General features: G+C 50.9%; 13 protein-coding genes. 6 read left to right on the top strand and 7 right to left on the bottom strand.

The window, feature by feature from the left end; translation table 11 throughout:
- Positions 1 to 40 precede the first annotated feature (40 nt).
- Genes J1778_RS20100 through J1778_RS20080 form a run of 5 tightly spaced genes read right to left on the bottom strand, consistent with a single transcriptional unit; the run spans position 41 to position 4367 of the window.
- Positions 41 to 862 (bottom strand): PTS system mannose/fructose/sorbose family transporter subunit IID, encoded by an 822-nt coding sequence (locus J1778_RS20100; protein WP_217174668.1) that lies wholly within the window; start codon positions 860 to 862, stop codon positions 41 to 43.
- A complete protein-coding gene (locus J1778_RS20095) occupies positions 862 to 1659 on the bottom strand; it encodes a PTS mannose/fructose/sorbose/N-acetylgalactosamine transporter subunit IIC (RefSeq protein ID WP_217174667.1) in 798 nt (265 codons plus the stop codon). Before J1778_RS20095 ends, J1778_RS20100 begins: the two co-directional genes overlap by 1 nt.
- A 12-nt stretch (positions 1660 to 1671) precedes the next feature.
- A complete protein-coding gene (locus J1778_RS20090) occupies positions 1672 to 2166 on the bottom strand; it encodes a PTS sugar transporter subunit IIB (RefSeq protein ID WP_217174666.1) in 495 nt (164 codons plus the stop codon).
- A 9-nt stretch (positions 2167 to 2175) separates the two neighbouring features.
- Entirely contained in the window at positions 2176 to 2604 is a 429-nt protein-coding gene (locus J1778_RS20085; RefSeq protein WP_217174665.1) for a PTS sugar transporter subunit IIA, read from the bottom strand.
- Positions 2605 to 2606: 2 nt separating this feature from the next.
- Positions 2607 to 4367, bottom strand: coding sequence for a class I mannose-6-phosphate isomerase (locus J1778_RS20080; RefSeq protein WP_217174664.1), 1761 nt, complete (start codon positions 4365 to 4367; stop codon positions 2607 to 2609).
- 236 nt (positions 4368 to 4603) lie between these two features.
- Here J1778_RS20080 and J1778_RS20075 point away from each other — a divergent pair, with 236 nt between their 5' ends.
- Positions 4604 to 5617 carry a LacI family DNA-binding transcriptional regulator gene (locus J1778_RS20075; protein ID WP_217174663.1) on the top strand — a complete coding sequence of 338 codons (1014 nt, stop codon included), beginning with the start codon at positions 4604 to 4606 and terminating at the stop codon, positions 5615 to 5617.
- A gap of 41 nt (positions 5618 to 5658) precedes the next feature.
- On the opposite strand, the gene J1778_RS20070 is transcribed toward J1778_RS20075, so the two are convergent.
- Both J1778_RS20070 and J1778_RS20065 read right to left on the bottom strand, forming a co-directional pair.
- A complete protein-coding gene (locus J1778_RS20070) occupies positions 5659 to 6525 on the bottom strand; it encodes an SMP-30/gluconolactonase/LRE family protein (protein ID WP_217174662.1) in 867 nt (288 codons plus the stop codon).
- Positions 6526 to 6685: 160 nt separating this feature from the next.
- The gene (locus J1778_RS20065) at positions 6686 to 7831 is read right to left on the bottom strand and encodes a porin (protein ID WP_217174661.1); all 1146 of its coding nucleotides are present in this window, start codon (positions 7829 to 7831) and stop codon (positions 6686 to 6688) included.
- A gap of 684 nt (positions 7832 to 8515) precedes the next feature.
- Between J1778_RS20065 and dapB the strand changes: the two genes are divergently transcribed.
- From dapB to J1778_RS20040, 5 genes are all read left to right on the top strand, one after another.
- On the top strand, positions 8516 to 9337 hold the full coding sequence (dapB, locus tag J1778_RS20060) for a 4-hydroxy-tetrahydrodipicolinate reductase (protein ID WP_217174660.1): 822 nt from the start codon (positions 8516 to 8518) through the stop codon (positions 9335 to 9337).
- Between the two features lie 477 nt (positions 9338 to 9814).
- Complete coding sequence (carA, locus tag J1778_RS20055; RefSeq protein ID WP_217174659.1) at positions 9815 to 10987, top strand: glutamine-hydrolyzing carbamoyl-phosphate synthase small subunit; 1173 nt, start codon at positions 9815 to 9817, stop codon at positions 10985 to 10987.
- A 17-nt stretch (positions 10988 to 11004) separates the two neighbouring features.
- Entirely contained in the window at positions 11005 to 14229 is a 3225-nt protein-coding gene (carB, locus tag J1778_RS20050) for a carbamoyl-phosphate synthase large subunit (RefSeq protein WP_217174658.1), read from the top strand.
- A gap of 358 nt (positions 14230 to 14587) precedes the next feature.
- Entirely contained in the window at positions 14588 to 15640 is a 1053-nt protein-coding gene (locus J1778_RS20045; RefSeq protein WP_217174657.1) for a peptidase inhibitor family I36 protein, read from the top strand.
- 412 nt (positions 15641 to 16052) lie between these two features.
- Positions 16053 to 18644 carry a glycosyl hydrolase family 18 protein gene (locus tag J1778_RS20040; RefSeq protein WP_217174656.1) on the top strand — a complete coding sequence of 864 codons (2592 nt, stop codon included), beginning with the start codon at positions 16053 to 16055 and terminating at the stop codon, positions 18642 to 18644.
- The last annotated feature ends 92 nt before the right edge of the window (positions 18645 to 18736 follow it).

Raw genomic sequence — 18736 nt, 5'->3', positions numbered from 1 at the left:
ATATGTCGCCCGTTTTATCTCAAAATGAATGTTTTACTCTTTACCCAAACACGCCCAACGCGACGCCAAGGGCTGCCAGAACCAGTAAACTTAACATCGCTTTCACCGGGGATAACCCGCGTTTAGCCATGAAATACCAGACCCCCACCACCACCAGCAATGGCATCAGCTGAGGGAAAATGCCGTCAATCATTTGCTGCACATGGATATTTACGCCATCTTTCGTGACGAACTCCAGGTTGGTTCCCAGTTTGACATAGCTGGCCGCTACGCCGCCCATGACGAATACTCCCAACAAGGAGAGCGCCTCACGCGCTTTATTCGACTTGTTGCTGACCAGCATTTCTACCGAACCCGATCCCATCCGGTAACCTTTCATGAAAAGCCAGTAGGAACCGCCGATCATAATCGCGTTAAAGGAGAGGATGTAAAACAGCGGACCGATAATGCTGCCACCGGCGGCAAGCGCCATACCAATACTGAGTAAAATTGGGATGAGCATTCCGGGGATCATCGAATCTCCGATACCGGCTATCGGCCCCATCAGCCCGACTTTCAGAGTGTTGATCGCTTCGCCATCAATCGGTTCACCGTTGGCTTTTTTCTCTTCTAACCCTACGGCCATACCATTAACAATCGCGCCGATTTGCGGTTCAGTATTATAAAAAGATGCGTGGCGGCGCATGGCTTCAATACGTTCTTTAGGATCGCGGTAAAGCTTTTTGATAGCAGGCATCATGCCCAGACAAAAACCAAAAGACTCCAGTCGCTCAAAACTCATGGACGAAAGGTTGTACATCATCCATGCCCGCCAGCAGCGGCGCAGATCCTTCTTATCAAGTAAAACCGGTGCGCTATTCATCAGAATTCATCCTCGTCATCAGCGGGTGCCGGTGATGCGCTGGCGCTGACCGGCTCCGGCTTGTAGTTATAGTGAATCAAAGACAACAAGGCACCGACGATGACCAGTGCCACCATATTCAGATGCAAAAAGACGATGCAGATGAAACCCACCAGAAAATAAATCCACAGCGTGTAGCTTTTTATAATCTGTTTGAGGAGGATGGCGATCCCAACCGCAGGCAGAATGCCACCGACCACGTTCATGGTGGTAATCATCATCGCCGGCAGGCTGTCCATAAAGGCGCTGATGTACTGTGCACCGAAAAACACGGCAATAAAGGTAGGGATGAATCTGAGTAAAAAGTTGGTGATCTGAGGGCCGATTGCGCTGTTGAAATAGACGCCGCGATCGTCGCCTTTTTCCAGCGAAACGTCAGCACGGTGATTCCAGTAGGAGTTCAGAACCATCATAGCGTTGAACAGGATGGTACCTGCAATACCAATGGTGGCTGCCAGCGCGACGGCGACATCAGTGCCTTTACCGGATAAGATCCCTAATGCGATCGCCGGGAAAGCGACAAAGTTGAGATCGGAAGGCATCGATCCTCCCGGCGTTACCAGTGCGATATACACTGCCTGAACGGCCACGCCGATGATAATGCCGGTCGTCACATCGCCCAGGATCAGGCCGACTAACATACCCGAGACTAAGGGGCGGGTGATGGTGTACCAGCCTCCAGTCAGGCCCAAAAGCCACGGAGTACTGAGCGCGCCGAGATAACACAAGATCCCGATAAGTGTTGCTTCAAACCACATAAGCCACCCCTGTTAATTGAGTTTTTTTTGGGCATCCTGCCACGTATAAAAGCTGCTATCGGGTACCAGTCGAAATTCGATCCGGTGTCCGAGTTCACTGAGATAGTTGAAAGCTTCTATTTCTTGCGGATTCACTGACTGATTGGGGCCAATGACCTGTGTATTGCTGCGTGAGCTCATCGGGCCGACATTGATTTTTTTATTCAGATTGGTGAGATCAATTCCGGCCTGTGCCAGACGCTGCAGAGTCACCGGCGATTTTCCGATAACGAAATAGCGTTTATCGCTGGCGATCACTTTGGGTAATTTGGCGATAGCCGTGGCGATGTCGAAAAGCCAGACCTTGGTATCAGAAACCGCCCCTTTCATTACAGAAGAGAGCAGCGGGTCAGCGGCCACCTCGTCATCAATAGCCACAATGCCGTCGCAGGGTAATTCTTTCGCCCAGCGGGTCACCAGTTGCCCATGAATGACCCGGTCATCGATGCGTACAAAAGATAAAGCCATAATGACTCCTTAGAATTCTTCGTCGGATTGTGCGAGCGGTGGTGTGGCGCAACACATCGTCTCTGCTGCTTGCCGGACCAGAGTTTTGGCAACATCAAAGACATCGTTGTCACCGATATAATCCATGCTCATCAGCAGCATAGGGAAATTTACGCCGCAGATAACGGCCACAGGTCTGAGTGTGTCCGGGGAAAAAGCATGACAGCACGCCACGTTCCACGGCGTACCGGATTGCATATCGCACAGCACCAGAATGCCGTCGGCTTGCTGACTTCTGAGTTCAATTTCATGGGCAAATTCCTGTTTAAAGGTTTCAATGCCGCCTTCTTCCCGCAGGCTGACGGAAGAGGTCCGCGCCAGTTCGCCGTAAACCATCCTTGCGCTGTCCAGAAGTCCTTCAGCGAGTTTGCCGTGGGTGGCTAAAATGACATGAATCACGGTTATCCCCTTACCCAGGCTTTGAGTGTTGCCAGCGTTTTCCCGTCCGGGTGAACTGGCCGGATGCGGTAGGCGCCCACCGCAGCAGGAACAATAAAGGTTTCAGCGTAATGGACGGTGAAAGGTTCGAAGCAGTGATCCGGGCTTTCAACAATGGCTTCGTCACCCTGAACCAGATTCAGAACGTTGACGCGGCCTTCAGTATGATGATCGACGGCCTCACTGAACCAGTGGCGGCGGGTTTCAATGAACTCGCGTTCATGTAAACCAGTTCGTTCTTCGCGCCAGCCTTTGCCTTGGGCCATTGGTTCGATATGGTTAATCAGATGGGATTGTACCCAGGCAGTATCGCGCTGCCAGTCAATAACCTGTTCACCATGCTCAAGGTGAACCGGGCGCGGAAGCCCGTCGAGGCCCAAGCGTCCCCAGTCCCAGAGTTTGAAAGTGAAAATATAGGGTGTGGCGCTGATTTCCAGCACCATTGTGCCTGCGCCAGAGCAGTGAACCGTGCCCGCCGGTATCAGAAAATGGTCGTGCGCTTTGGCCGGAAAGCGGTTGATGAACTTCTCATCGTCGAAGGCTTTTTCACCCCGCTGAGCGGCTCTGAGTTCCCCGAGCATTGCCTGGGGAACGACGCCGGTTTTAGTGCCCAGATACACTTCTGCATCCGGCTCAGCGGCGAGAATGTAATAACTCTCATCCTGCGTGTAATGCATGCCAAAATTTTGCTGAATATATTCAGTGAGCGGATGTACCTGGCAGCTCAGGTTCTGGCCTCCGATGGTATCGAGAAAATCAAAGCGAATCGGGAATTCAGCGCCAAAACGCGCATGGACTTTTTCTCCCAACAGAGCCTGCGGATAGAGTAAAACCAGGTCCTGAGAGGGGATCTCAACCCGAACGTTGCCGAAGCGCATTAGCAGGCTGTTTTCCTCGGGCACGCAATCAAAACACCATGCGTAGTTCGGGGCTTCCGGGTCGAGATCAAACTGGCGCTTCATCCACTGACCACCCCAGACGCCGGGGTCAAAGAAAGGGACGACGCGAAAAGGCCGGGCAGTGGTCTGGCGCAATCCTGCGTCAAAGGCTTCGCCGGAGACCATCACCGGATGCTGTGGGCGGTTGGTATCGAGAATGAAATCCGCTGATTTCAGCAGCGGTGTTTTGTGGCGGTCAAACACGCGCCATTCAACAAAAAAGGCGCGCTTATAGCGGCGCAAAATATCTTCATTGACGTTGTTCACGCCCCAGTTACCCAGTTCGCCACGGCGATACCGTTGCTGAATTTCCCAGCGCGCCAGATCGGCATAAACCAGAATATCGCCACGGGAAATCAGTGCTGCACCGGGACCGAACACCACAACCAGACCTTCCGCTGCGTTGATTTTCGCCTGAATCTCACTGATTTTTTCACTGTCAAAAAACTCCTCTAACTGATGGCATGAGATGACGCCAAATACACGATCGTCAGTCAGGTTGCGTTTGATCAGGGTGTGGACTTCCCCTTCAGGGCGTTTGGCCTGATCCGCATCGACGATCAGACTGGCTGGCAACAACTGAATCAGATGATTCTGCAACTCAGTGAGGTCCACGCCCGGATAGCAGTCAATCACCAGCACGGTTCTGGTCGCGGTACGCTGGGTAATTTTCTGCAAAAGCGTGCGGGCAATGGTTTCCCATCCTTCACAAGCGGCATGATCAAAACCCTGAACGCAAATCTCTGGGGATTTATCGTAAGAGGCAGTACGTAGTGGTGATGACATATTCCGCTTTCCCTCTGGTGTTGTATTTTTAAGCAGTTCTGATACTGAGATTAATCGATTAACTTCTATCAGCAACAGACTGCTAAATGGGATTAACCTCAAGAAACCGGATAAAACAGGTGGGTAGGGCACATGTTGTGAGAGTGCTCACGAAAATAATGATAAAAATGCTCATTTTTAGGTTAATCGATTTATCTTGTGCTTATTCTTACCGAAGATTCACACAGGAGGTTGCGATGGCAACCATTACGCTGGCGGACGTTGCTGCGCATGCACAGGTTTCAACGGCAACGGTCTCACTGGTTTTGCGCAACCAGGGGCGGATTTCGGACGTGACCCGCAAACGGGTGCTGGCCGCGCTGGAAGAGCTGGGATACGTGTATAACCAGACGGCGGCGAATCTGCGTAACCGCAGCAGTAATCAGGTCGGGTTGCTGCTGCACGACATCACCAATCCTTTCTATGCAGAAATGACGGCGGGATTAAGTGACGAGATGGAAAGTCATCAGATGATGTTATTTCTGGCCAATACGGCGGAATCAGCGCAACGCCAGCAGCGGTTTGTCGATTCTCTGCTACAAAACAATGCCAGCGGTATGGTGATGTGTGCGGCGAGACAAACGCCGGCGCTGTTTTATGAAAGCCTTAAGCGGCGCCAGATCCCGGTGATTATGGCAGTTCGCTCTCCGGCGGACAGCGGGTTTGATTATGTGGGCACGGATAACTTTCTCGGCATCCAGCTAGCGACGCAGCATCTGCTTAATCAGGGACACCGGAACATCGCATTTATTGGCGGGCAGGAAGGATCTTCCACCCGCGCTCAGCGCCTGGGAGGCTATAGCAGTAAATTGCTGGAAAATCAGATCCCTGTGCGCAGTGAATGGATCATCAGTTGTGAAGCGACACAGAGTTCAGGCGCACAGGCTTGTACGGCGCTGCTTGCTGCCTTCCCGCAGATTACGGCGGCGGTGTGCTATCAGGATATTGTGGCGTTGGGTGTCATGCTCGCGCTCCGGCAAAAAGATAAAGTCATTGGCCGCGATTTTGCGCTGGTAGGGTTTGATGATATTTCAGAAGCTTCATTGGTTCAGCCAGCACTCACCACGGTTTCCGTCGCCGCCCGTGAAATAGGGCGCAAAGCCGGACAGCTTTTGTTTAGCCGCATCCAAGGCAATGATGAACCGCCGAAGCGGATCATTCTACCCCCGTCACTGGTGATCCGTGAGTCCTGTGGTAGCGCAAAGTTCTGAAGAAGGAAGGGAAACGCCGGCTGCCCGGCGTCTGTGTAAAATCACAGTTTAAACAAATTCTGCGGCGCACCCACCGTGGTGGTTTCTACATGCAGTAACGCACCTTCCAGCGCATGCGGCGCGTCGAGGTTTTTACGGGCTGACGTGATAAACAGCTCTGTCATATCCGGCCCACCAAACGTGCAGCAGCTCGGTTGCGTCACCGGCACCGGTTGCGTGTCCAGCGTCAGTAATTCACCCTGATTAATCTGCTGACGCAGCAGGCATTTTGATCCCCAGCAGGCGGTGATCAGCCAGCCATTTTGTGTCAGTGCTGAGCCATCCGGTGTTTTATCGCCTGAAGAGAAGCAGGATATTTTAAGCGGATTGATCCGGCGGGAATTGGCCGAGAAGAAGCGTTTCTTCTTGCTGTCGGCAAACCAGACTTTACCTTCATGCCAGACCAGCGTATTGGTACAACCGACACCGTCGAGCATCATTTCAGGTTTATCAGCCCCCGCTTCATAGCGGAACCATTCGCCGTTGTCCTTCTCTTCCTTTATATCAAGCGTACCAAACCACAGTGAACCGTCGGGCGCGATGGCTGCTTCGTTCGGTCGCGTGCCTTCGGCACCGGGATAATCGCAAAGCTTCTGGCGGGATTTTTGCTCGTAATCGTAGAGGTGGATCCCGTCGACGGAAACCAGCAAAAAATGATTTCTTTTTTCAGTCAGCAACACTGCGCTGGTCAGCGCCGGGAGTTCATGAATTTGAGTTTGTCCGGTATCAGGCCAGTAGCGCAAAACGCGCTGAGCCAGAATATCGACCCAAAGCAAAGATTGTGTGCGCTGGCACCAGACGGGAGTTTCACCCAATTCGGCTCGATAGTCGCCAATGGCAGTTATGTCGGACCGGAATAATGCTGACATCGCAAAGCTCTCCTGCAGGTTACAAAATGGATATAGCGACAACTGTCTCTATGAGTCTAGTCTGGCTTTGCCTCTGCGGGATAGATGAAATGATGTAAAAAGAAAGGGCCAGCCCGTCAATAAGACGTAAAGCCGGCCCTTAAAGTTCAGTCGTAAAGGCTTAGAAGTCGTAACGCAGACGGATCAGGTTCATATCACCGAGGTTATCGGTAGAGGATGTGAACACGTGCTCGTAATCAACACGGAAACCGTAATCAAGCTGGAAGGACACACCCAGACCGTTATCAATACGCTGGTAATTACGGCCAGTCACATAGGTCAGACGGTCGCCCATGAAGTATGGCTGAATAGTTTTAACTGCCAGCTGATTGATAGGGAAGGCATAACCGAGGAAGTATTCCAGACCGTATGCATCACCTGCGAAGAAGCGATCTTCAGTTTTTACGCCAGTGGTCAGGAAGTCATGGTAGTAACCGCCGCCGAAGGATGCTGTCCAGTTGCCAGGTTTCCAGCTCAGCGCGGTACCGACAATGCTCTGGTTGTAGTCTTTAGACGTGTTATCACCCGGGTTTCTCATTTCTGCGTCGGTGTAGTTGTACGCCGTACCCCAGGTCAGGTCTTTGGTGATGTGGTAATCCACACCGACGGAACCGCCGCCGTTACGTTTGTAACGCAGGCCATTTTTGCCGGTCAGCAGCTCATTGTCCTCGAACAGGTAAGAGGCATACACGTCAGCATCGCCGAAGGTGTTTTTGTATTTCAGCATTTTACGTGAACGGTAAGAACCGTCGTAGTCGCCGTTCACACCATTACCTGGTGCCTGGGCGAGCATGTCGTAGTCCCAGATATCGGTTTTCGCACCGACCACATCGTAGTAAACGCTGTTTTGCTGACCAAAAGTCAGCTGGCCGTAGGTTTTGCTTTTCAGACCGGTGTAAAGCATACGGCGGCTGGTGTTATGCGCGCCTTCTGCATAGTGATTATCCCAGCCAGTCAGGGCAGGGATATTTACGCCCAGTTCGTAGTAGTTAATCCAGCTGATATCATCAAACAGATAATAATCGGCAGAGAAACGGAAACGAGTGCCGCCATCAAAACCGTTGGTTTTGTAGTTTTTCACGCCGTTCTGGAACTGGAACTGCGGACGAATACTGCCGCCAACCTGGAATTGCAGGCGGCTCAGCGGATCGTTCGGCTGCGGGTCTTGTTTGATCAGGGTGATTTCTGCGTGTGAAGCGAAAGAGGCAAAGCCGAAGAGCAGGCCAGCAGTTGTCGCCTGCGCGACTTTGTTTAAGTTGAATTTCATATTGAGTCCCTGTGCCAACATGCTGATTAGAAAATTCAGCAACAATATTGGCCCTGTATTTTTATTTTTCCCCTCACTGATGACTGTCTGGTGAGGGTGAAGACGCGCCTTATGGATCCAGGCTACTCATTTTGACTGCGTTTAAATCAAATTTCGGCAGTTAAAATTAGGTTGCTATTTATTACCACAATCATTGGTTTTATCAATATTATTTATCAACATATAATAAAAATTTAATGTTTCAGATCTAAGAAATGCTGCGTTTGGTGCTTTATTTGTCATTCCGGCAGCAGGAAAAAATTTGCGAATATTGCCGCCATATTCGCTTGTATCCTGAATCACATATTGTCAGACGGTGCCCTGAAGGACGGTGGTAAAATCACGAAAGTGGATGATAAGGTGACCGGGCTGTTTGAATAGCAGTGTTTATGCAGACTATTGCATGATTATGCGAATGGTGTTTTTACGGACTTTTTGGTGGATTTTGCCCGGTAAGTTCCAGTTTCGTCAGCGGGTTAACACAAAACCCTACGTTTAGTAACCTGAAACCAGATAGCTTTTACTGATATTAACCGGCCTGTATCATAATTTTCTAATTATGTGGCAATTTCGCTGGCTCCCTCATAGCGGGGCCGATAACCTGATTCTGTTTCATGGCAGAACCCCTATAAGAAGAGAGTAATTATGAGTAACGCTGATATTCGCATGGCCATTGTTGGCGCAGGTGGCCGTATGGGCCGGCAGCTGATTCAGGCCGTATCCGATGCCGATGGCGTGGTGTTGGGCGCAGCGCTGGAACGTTCTGGCTCTTCCTTAGTGGGTGCCGATGCGGGTGAACTGGCCGGTGTCGGTACTATGGGCATCAAAGTGCATGACAATCTGGACGCTGTGGCGAATGACTTCGATATTTTGATCGACTTTACCCGTCCGGAAGGCACGCTGGCGCATCTGGAGTTTTGCCAGAAGCACCATAAAGGCATGATTATCGGGACTACGGGCTTTGATGAGGCCGGGAAGGCTGCAATCAAGCAGGCTTCTGAGGTCATTCCGGTGGTTTTTGCCGCCAACTTCAGCGTGGGCGTGAATGTTGTTCTCAAGCTGCTGGAAAAAGCGGCCAAAGTTATGGGCGATTACACGGATATCGAAATCGTGGAAGCGCACCACCGTCATAAAGTTGATGCACCTTCAGGTACAGCACTGGCGATGGGTGAAGCGATTGCCGGAGCATTAGGCCGTGATCTCAAAGAGTGTGCGGTGTATGCCCGTGAAGGTCATACGGGTGAACGTGATCCAAAAAGTATTGGTTTTGCCACGATTCGTGCAGGCGATATCGTCGGTGAACATACCGCGATGTTTGCGGATATTGGCGAGCGTGTTGAGATTACGCACAAGGCTTCCAGCCGTATGACTTTTGCCAATGGCGCGGTTCGTGCAGGTAAATGGCTTTTTTCACATAAAAGCGGTCTTTATGACATGCGCGACGTGCTCGGGTTAGACGATTTGTAAAAGATGATTTAGATGTGATGTGGTTGTTTTGGTCATAATGTTTTGATAAAAGGGCAGTTCCTTGATTGCCCTTCTCTTTTTATTTAAAAATAATGGCTTTACTGCTATTTATGTTCGTATTGTCTTTTTTTGAGTGTTTTCTCTTATTTTGCACATTGCAATGCTTGTTTTTTGAGCATGGCAACTCTCCCGTTCTGTAACAATCCCACTTTCCTCGCCAATTTCCAGACATCCTCTCCCGCAAACGGTTACTATGCTTACTTAGGCGCTATTTTTATGGCAGTCATAGAGCCTTTTCTCTGAGTTGTACAAAAAGAAGAGAAATATTGGTGCTTTTGGTAGACAAACCGTACTGCCATCATTAGAATGCGCGCAATTTGCCAAAAATTGGCTTTGGGAGCGATTTTTGCATTGATTTAGATCGGGTTATCTGAATTAATATGCAGATATTGTGATTTATTATTCTTGGAGGATGCTTTGATAAAGTCAGCGCTATTGGTTCTGGAAGACGGAACCCAATTCCACGGTCGGGCCATCGGGGCAGAAGGGTCGGCAGTGGGGGAAGTGGTCTTCAATACGTCGATGACCGGTTATCAAGAAATCCTCACTGATCCTTCCTATTCCCGCCAGATTGTCACTCTCACTTATCCCCATATCGGTAATGTCGGCACCAATGCCGCTGACGCAGAATCCTCCGCAGTACACGCTCAAGGCCTGGTCATTCGCGATTTACCTCTGATTGCCAGCAATTACCGTAGTGAAGAAAACCTCTCTGATTACCTCAAGCGCAACAACATCGTTGCCATCGCCGATATTGATACCCGTAAGCTGACCCGTCTGTTACGCGAGAAAGGCGCACAGAACGGCTGCATCATCGCGGGCGATTCACCGGATGCTGAACTGGCGCTGCAAAAAGCCAAAGCATTCCCGGGGCTGAAAGGGATGGATCTGGCGAAAGAAGTCACGACGACAGAATCCTACAGCTGGCAGCAAGGCAGCTGGACGCTGGAAGGCGATCTGCCGGAAGCGAAGAAATCTGAAGAACTGCCATTCCACGTGGTGGCGTACGACTACGGCGCGAAACGTAATATCCTGCGTATGCTGGTGGATCGTGGTTGCCGTCTGACAGTAGTTCCTGCGCAAACTTCAGCCGAAGACGTGCTGAAGATGAATCCGGACGGTATCTTCCTGTCCAACGGCCCGGGTGACCCGGAGCCATGTGATTACGCCATTGCGGCGATTAAATCTTTCCTCGAAACCGACATTCCGGTATTCGGCATCTGTCTCGGCCACCAGTTACTGGCGCTGGCCAGCGGGGCGAAGACCGTAAAAATGAAGCTTGGCCACCATGGTGGCAACCATCCGGTAAAAGATCTCGATAAAGATATCGTGATGATCACCGCACAGAACCACGGTTTTGCAGTTGATGAAACGGATCTGCCTGCCAGTCTGCGCGTGACCCACAAATCTCTGTTCGACCACACAGTGCAGGGCATTCATCGCACAGATAAAGCCGCGTTCAGCTTCCAAGGCCACCCTGAAGCCAGTCCGGGCCCGCACGATGCGGCACCGCTGTTCGACCACTTCATTGAACTGATTGAAGCTTTTCGCGCTACAAATAAAAACGACGCCACTCTTATAGGCAAATAAATCAGGAGCAAGAAAAAATGCCAAAACGTACAGACATAAAAAGCATCCTGATCCTGGGCGCCGGCCCGATTGTTATCGGCCAGGCTTGTGAATTTGACTACTCGGGTGCGCAGGCGTGTAAGGCGCTGCGTGAAGAGGGTTACCGCGTCATTCTGGTGAACTCCAACCCTGCGACCATCATGACCGACCCTGAAATGGCCGATGCGACTTACATCGAGCCAATTCATTGGGAAGTTGTGCGCAAAATTATCGAGAAAGAACGTCCGGACGCCGTGCTGCCAACCATGGGCGGCCAGACCGCACTGAACTGTGCGCTGGAACTGGAACGTCAGGGTGTGCTGGAAGAGTTCGGCGTCACCATGATTGGTGCGACCGCCGATGCGATTGATAAAGCGGAAGACCGTCGCCGTTTCGACGTGGCGATGAAAAAAATCGGCCTCGACACTGCCCGTTCCGGTATCGCACACACCATGGAAGAAGCGCTGGCGGTTGCCGCTGATGTTGGCTTCCCGTGCATCATCCGTCCTTCCTTCACCATGGGTGGCACCGGTGGCGGGATTGCGTACAACCGTGAAGAGTTTGAAGAGATTTGCGAACGCGGTCTGGATCTTTCCCCAACCAAAGAGCTGCTGATTGATGAGTCGCTGATTGGCTGGAAAGAGTACGAGATGGAAGTGGTGCGTGATAAAAACGACAACTGCATCATCGTCTGCTCTATCGAAAACTTCGATGCAATGGGTATCCACACCGGTGACTCCATCACCGTGGCGCCAGCGCAGACCCTGACCGACAAAGAATACCAAATCATGCGTAACGCCTCGATGGCGGTACTGCGTGAAATCGGTGTAGAAACGGGTGGCTCTAACGTCCAGTTCTCGGTGAACCCGAAAAATGGCCGTCTGATCGTTATCGAAATGAACCCGCGCGTATCACGTTCTTCCGCGCTGGCTTCTAAAGCGACGGGTTTCCCGATTGCCAAAGTGGCCGCGAAACTGGCAGTGGGTTACACCCTCGATGAGCTGATGAACGACATCACTGGCGGCAAAACCCCGGCCTCGTTCGAACCGTCCATCGACTACGTTGTGACCAAAATTCCTCGCTTTAACTTCGAGAAATTTGCCGGTGCCAACGACCGTCTGACCACGCAGATGAAATCTGTCGGCGAAGTGATGGCGATTGGCCGCACCCAGCAGGAATCTCTGCAAAAAGCCCTGCGCGGTCTGGAAGTTGGCGCGAGCGGTTTTGACCCTAAAGTAAGTCTGGATGACCCGGAAGCGCTGACCAAAATCCGTCGTGAACTGAAAGAAGCCGGTGCCGAGCGTATCTGGTACATCGCTGATGCATTCCGCGCCGGGATGTCCGTTGACGGTATCTTCAACCTGACCAACGTAGACCGCTGGTTCCTGGTGCAGATTGAAGAACTGGTGAAACTGGAAAATGAAGTGGCTGAAGGCGGCTTCAACATTCTGACCCACGATTACCTGCGCATGCTTAAGCGCAAAGGGTTTGCGGATCTGCGTCTGGCGAAACTGGTTGGCGTTTCAGAAAGCGAAGTGCGCAAACTGCGCCACAAATACAATCTGCATCCGGTCTACAAACGTGTGGATACCTGTGCGGCGGAATTCTCAACCGATACAGCATACATGTACTCCACGTATGAAGAAGAGTGCGAATCCAACCCGACCAATGATAAGCCAAAAATCATGGTGCTGGGCGGTGGTCCAAACCGTATCGGTCAGGGTATCGAGTTCGACTATTGCTGCGTACACGCCTCACTGGCGCTGCGCGAAGACGGTTACGAAACCATTATGGTTAACTGTAACCCGGAAACCGTGTCTACCGACTACGACACCTCCGACCGTCTGTACTTCGAATCTGTCACACTGGAAGATGTGCTGGAAATCGTGCGTATCGAACAGCCGAAAGGTGTGATTGTTCAGTACGGCGGCCAGACTCCGCTGAAACTTGCGCGTGAACTGGAAGCCGCTGGCGTACCCATTATCGGTACCAGCCCGGATGCAATCGACCGCGCCGAAGACCGTGAACGTTTCCAGCAGGCGGTTCACCGTCTGGGGCTGAAACAACCGGCGAACGCCACCGTTGCCACTATCGAACAGGCTGTCGAAAAAGCGGCGGGTATCGGTTATCCGCTGGTCGTTCGTCCGTCTTATGTTCTGGGCGGCCGCGCGATGGAAATCGTCTACGACGAAATCGACCTGCGCCGTTACTTCCAGAACGCGGTGAGCGTTTCCAACGATGCACCAGTTTTGCTGGACCGTTTCCTTGACGACGCCGTTGAAGTTGACGTTGATGCTATCTGTGATGGTGAACGCGTGCTGATTGGCGGCATCATGGAGCACATCGAACAGGCTGGCGTTCACTCCGGTGACTCCGCATGTTCATTACCGTGCTACACGTTGAGCAAAGAAATTCAGGATGTGATGCGTCAGCAGGTCGAGAAACTGGCTTTCGAGCTAAGCGTTCGCGGCCTGATGAACGTCCAGTTTGCGGTGAAGAACAACGAAGTTTACCTGATTGAAGTTAACCCGCGTGCAGCCCGTACCGTACCGTTTGTGTCCAAAGCGACCGGTGTGGCGCTGGCGAAAGTGGCGGCTCGCGTGATGGCGGGTCAGACTCTGGCACAGCAGGGCATTACCGAAGAAGTGATCCCGCCTTACTACTCCGTGAAAGAAGTGGTACTGCCGTTCAACAAATTCCCTGGCGTTGACCCGATTCTGGGGCCGGAAATGCGTTCCACCGGTGAAGTCATGGGCGTGGGCCGCACCTTCGCAGAAGCCTTTGCCAAAGCGCAGCTGGGCAGTAACTCCGGCATGAAGAAAACCGGTCGTGCATTGTTGTCAGTTCGCGAAGGTGACAAAGGTCGTGTGGTGGATTTAGCCGCTAAACTGCTTAAACGCGGCTTCGAGCTGGATGCGACACACGGTACCGCAGTCGTGCTGGGCGAAGCCGGGATTAACCCGCGTCTGGTCAACAAGGTGCATGAAGGCCGTCCGCATATTCAGGACCGTATTAAGAACGGCGAATATGTCTATATCGTGAACACCACGGCGGGACGTCAGGCGATTGAAGACTCCAAGCTTATCCGTCGCAGCGCACTGCAATACAAAGTGCATTACGACACCACGCTGAACGGTGGGTTTGCTACCGCGATGGCGCTGTCTTCTGACCCGACCGAGCAGGTGATTTCAGTGCAGGAAATGCACGCGCGGATCAAGGACTAATCTTTTCACATTCTCTTATCAGCCGCAGGTTCGCCTGCGGTTTTTTTTGCATAAATTTCATCACCGCACCTTCAGATATCATCTTTTTTGTCGACAGTCGTTAGAAGTTCCGCAATGACACCTCACTTCAGTAATATCCCCCGGCACGATAAAATAGAGATAAATAATATCCGTCATTAATTTAAAATATGACGCATTATATAAAATGATGTTTTTGATGTAGTTTTTATTTCCCAGATCTCTTTTTATAACTCATTACTGTTTATGGTACGCATGTGAGTTTTCGAAACACATGCACGTTCACTTTAAACATATTTATCTAAGGTGAACTATTTTAAATAAATCGGAGGGTTACATTATGGCAGATCAAGATATTTATCTTATTAAAAAAAGCTCGGGAGTGGACAATTGCCCGGACGGTAAATTATGCTTATTTACTAACGTGGGTTTCAACAAGGTAGTAGGCGATATTCTGGTCATTTCTCCTGATATTCAGGTAGATCAGGCACAATTAGAAAGCTATGGATTCATCCTTGGCGAAGGGGGCGGCGTTTCGAGCGTCGTCAATAATATGAGTCAGGCTGCTACATTGGTGTCGGGAATTTATCTTGATGGGCAGACGCTGGCAGTCTCTGCGGGGAAGGAAATTTCTTCACTTTATGATTATCCTCTTGGAAGCAATTCCTGGAATGACGCGGTGCGTTCGGTGGTGAGTGCCCCGGTGAATGAAGTAAATCTGGTAATACTGGCTGAAAGTGATTTTAGTGTTGGTATTGATGAACGGTATTTATTTAAATGTAAAATTGAAAATAATAGTGCAACCACAGTAGAAAATGTCACGATTAATGTGACGATTAATAATACAGATATTATCTCTGTGTCTACGGTTCCTGCCGTTACTGTTCCTGCGAACAGTTCCGTTATTCTTCGAATTCCGGTAACAGGAAAAGCGGTAGGTTCAACAGAACTGGTGTGCAGATTACATGCCCCCATTGGTGTGATCAATACGGGTAATAATGTGGTCACTACATTGGTTCATGTGACTGAACCAAAACCATTACAAGTTACTCAGCAATTAATGTCCCACTGGAAATTAGTCTGGGACCAACCCGAATATATTTACAGTTATCATCTGGTGCTCACATCCCGGGATGAACAAGTGAGTTCCTGGGAATTGTCGTTTGTTCTGCCTGAAAGTGCAGAGGTCAGCCCTGATTGGCTGAAAACGAATGCTAACTGGATCATTTTGAATATTGAAAAGTCTGTAGAGGGCCACGTTTATCTGGAAAGCAGAGCGGGACACATTATCGGGCCAAATCAAGATGTGCCCCTTGATATACAGATTATTTACCCTGGAGAATCAAGTGATTACGACGTAATCAATAATTTACGGCTTGAGCAACTAAGCTAAAACGCCGGGTATCTTCAACGCGAGATAGCGTCTGGCAGGCGATTTAAGTGCAGGAAATGCACGCAAAATCAGCAAATGATCATCAGCTGGTTCCATCCGGACGTTAAGACGCCCGCTACCGAAAGGGGCGGGCGTTTTTTATATCCGTTCGGCTAAATGTTAAATATAATAATTAAATATGTTTTACATTAAAGCTATATTTTTTATCTATTCATACCTTCATATGAAAGCTATTTTCACATAAGCTATTATTTTAGATCGATTTTTTTGGTTAATGTGATGAGTGTCATGCTGTTTTAATGTTTAATTATTGTTATGTGTTTGTGTCTGATTTTATACTCAAGGCCTTGGTTAGTTCACATCAAGAATTAACCCTTCTTGCAGCGCTTTCAGTCAAAATGAGGTATTTCACATGTACAAAACTCCTGTCAGCCTTCTGGCTTTGCTTATCGGTTCAGTTCTTGCGCCGGTCTCACAGGCTGCACTTCCCGGAAAGCCAGGCCTCGGTGCGGATGAGACGACGTTTTCCATCGTTGATATTAACCAGTCAGCCACGGCCTATAACCAGCTGGTCACAGTGAAGAATGCGGCAAATGTTACTGTAACCTGGAATTTGTGGACGGGTGACGCCGGGCAGACGGCCAAGGTGTTACTGAACGGTACGCAGGTATGGAGCGGTCCGTCCGGGGCGACGGGTAGCGCAACATTTGCGGTCAGTAAAGGTGGGCGTTATCAGTTGCAGGTCGCGTTATGTAACAGCGAAGGCTGTACCACCAGTGACGCCAAACAAATTGTGGTGGCAGATACCGACGGCAGTCATCTGCTGCCGTTAACCAGCACTCTGAAGGAAAACAACCAGCCTTATAACAACAAGTCTGGCAAGGTCGTTGGTGCATATTTTGTGGAGTGGGGCGTTTATGGTCGCGGATTCTCCGTGGATAAAATCCCTGCGCAGAACCTGACACATATCTTGTACGGCTTCACGCCGATTTGCGGCGGGGACGGTATTAACGACAGTTTAAAAAGTATTGAGGGCAGTTTTCAGGCCTTGCAACGCGCCTGTGCGGGACGTCAGGATTTTAAAGTTGCAATACACGATCCCTGGGCTGCGGTTCAGATGCCTCAGCAAGGTGTCAGTGAATATTCAGCACCTTATAAAGGTAATTTTGGCCAGCTGATGGCGCTGAAGAAAGCCTATCCAAACCTGAAAATTGTCCCTTCCATCGGTGGCTGGACGTTGTCAGACCCGTTCTATTTCATGAAGGATAAGGCGAAACGAGACGTCTTCGTGGCTTCGGTAAAAGAATTTCTGCAAACCTGGAAATTTTTCGACGGTGTGGATATTGACTGGGAATTTCCGGGCGGTGGCGGTGAAAACCCTGCACTGGGCAGCACGGCGGATGGCGATACCTATGTGCAGCTGATGAAAGATCTGCGGGCGATGCTTAATGAATTGTCCGCCCAGACAGGAAAAACCTATGAACTGAGTTCGGCGATCAGTGCAGGCCGGGACAAAATTGATAACGTGGATTACAGCGCTGCGCAGCAGTATATGGATCACATTTTCCTGATGAGTTACGACTTCTATGGGGCTTTCTCACTGACGACGCTGGGGCATCAAACTGCGTTGTACGGATCCGCCTCGAAGCCCGATACCGATTACACCACCGATCATGGTGTGCAGGCATTGCTGTCACAAGGTGTGACGCCGGGCAAAATCGTGGTGGGCGCCGCTATGTACGGGCGTGGCTGGACAGGGGTGAAGAATTTCCAGAATAACGATCCTTTCACCGGTACCGCGACTGGACCTACCGCAGGTACCTGGGAAAATGGCATTCTCGATTACCGTCAGGTGGCGAAGCTTAAAGCCAGCAGTGACTGGCAGTACAACTATGATACGGCGGCTGAAGCACCGTATTTGTGGAAGCCTTCCACCGGTGATTTGATCACTTACGATGACAACCGCTCAGTGATCGCCAAAGGTAAATATGTTCTGGCTAATCAGCTTGGCGGCCTGTTTGCATGGGAAATCGATGCGGATAATGGCGATATTTTGAATGCCATGCATGAAGGCTTGGGGGACGGCAGCGGCGGCGGCACAACGAATCTTGCGCCACTGGCCAGTGCGGGCACGAACCAGAACGTGACCGGTCCGGTGACTGTGGTACTTGATGGTTCAGCCTCCCGTGACCCGGAAAATAGTGCGCTGACGTATCAGTGGACCAAAGTCTCCGGCCCGGCAGTGACGCTGACCAACGCAGACAAAGCCAAGGCGCAGTTTAACGTCCTTACTACCGCACAAGATCAGGTGTGGGTATTCCAGCTCAAGGTGACTGACCCGCAGGGGCTAAGTGCTACCGCGCAGGTTCAGGTGACAAACTCGGCGGTTCAGGCGAACCAGCCGCCGGTGGTGACGCTGCCAGCGACCATGACCGTAACGGCAGGTAACACCTTCGCGCTGGTCGCACAGGCAACGGACGCTAACAGCGATCCGCTAACCTATCAGTGGACGTTACCTGCCGGTCTGAACGCCAATTCGCTGACCACCAGCGCCATCAACGTTACAGCCCCGGCGGTCACCAGCAGCACGGTGTATCCGGTCAGTGTAATGGTCAGCGACGGAAAATCATCCGGTACGGCCAGCTTACAGCTGACAGTAAACCCGGCGACCTCGGGCGGATGTGGCGTGACAACGGATCCTGCGGCAGCACAAGTGCCTGCCTGGGAGAGCAGTAAAATCTATAATACCGGTGATGCCGTAAGCTACAACCAGCTGATATGGAAAGCGAAATACTGGACACAAAACAATCCGCCATTGCGCAGCAGCGATCAGTGGCAACTCGTCAGCAATATCACTTTGCCTTACGACAATGCGGCCACCTATGTTCAGGGTGAAATGGCCACTTACGGCGGCCATAACTGGAAAGCGAAAGTCTGGACACAGGGTGTGACGCCGGTTGCGGGTGACAACTGGCTGGATCTCGGGGCCGTCAGTTGTCCGTAAATCCTTTCATGGAATTCAACAGGGCCTGAGGGCCCTGTTATTCATCGTGTTTACGGCAGTTATTAAATGTTAAAAATACTTTATGATGAATG

Origin of the sequence: Rahnella bonaserana, from assembly GCF_019049675.1 — a bacterium.
Lineage (GTDB): Bacteria > Pseudomonadota > Gammaproteobacteria > Enterobacterales > Enterobacteriaceae > Rahnella > Rahnella bonaserana.
Note: the sequence above shows the minus strand (reverse complement) of the source record. Positions and strands in the feature narration are given on the sequence as shown.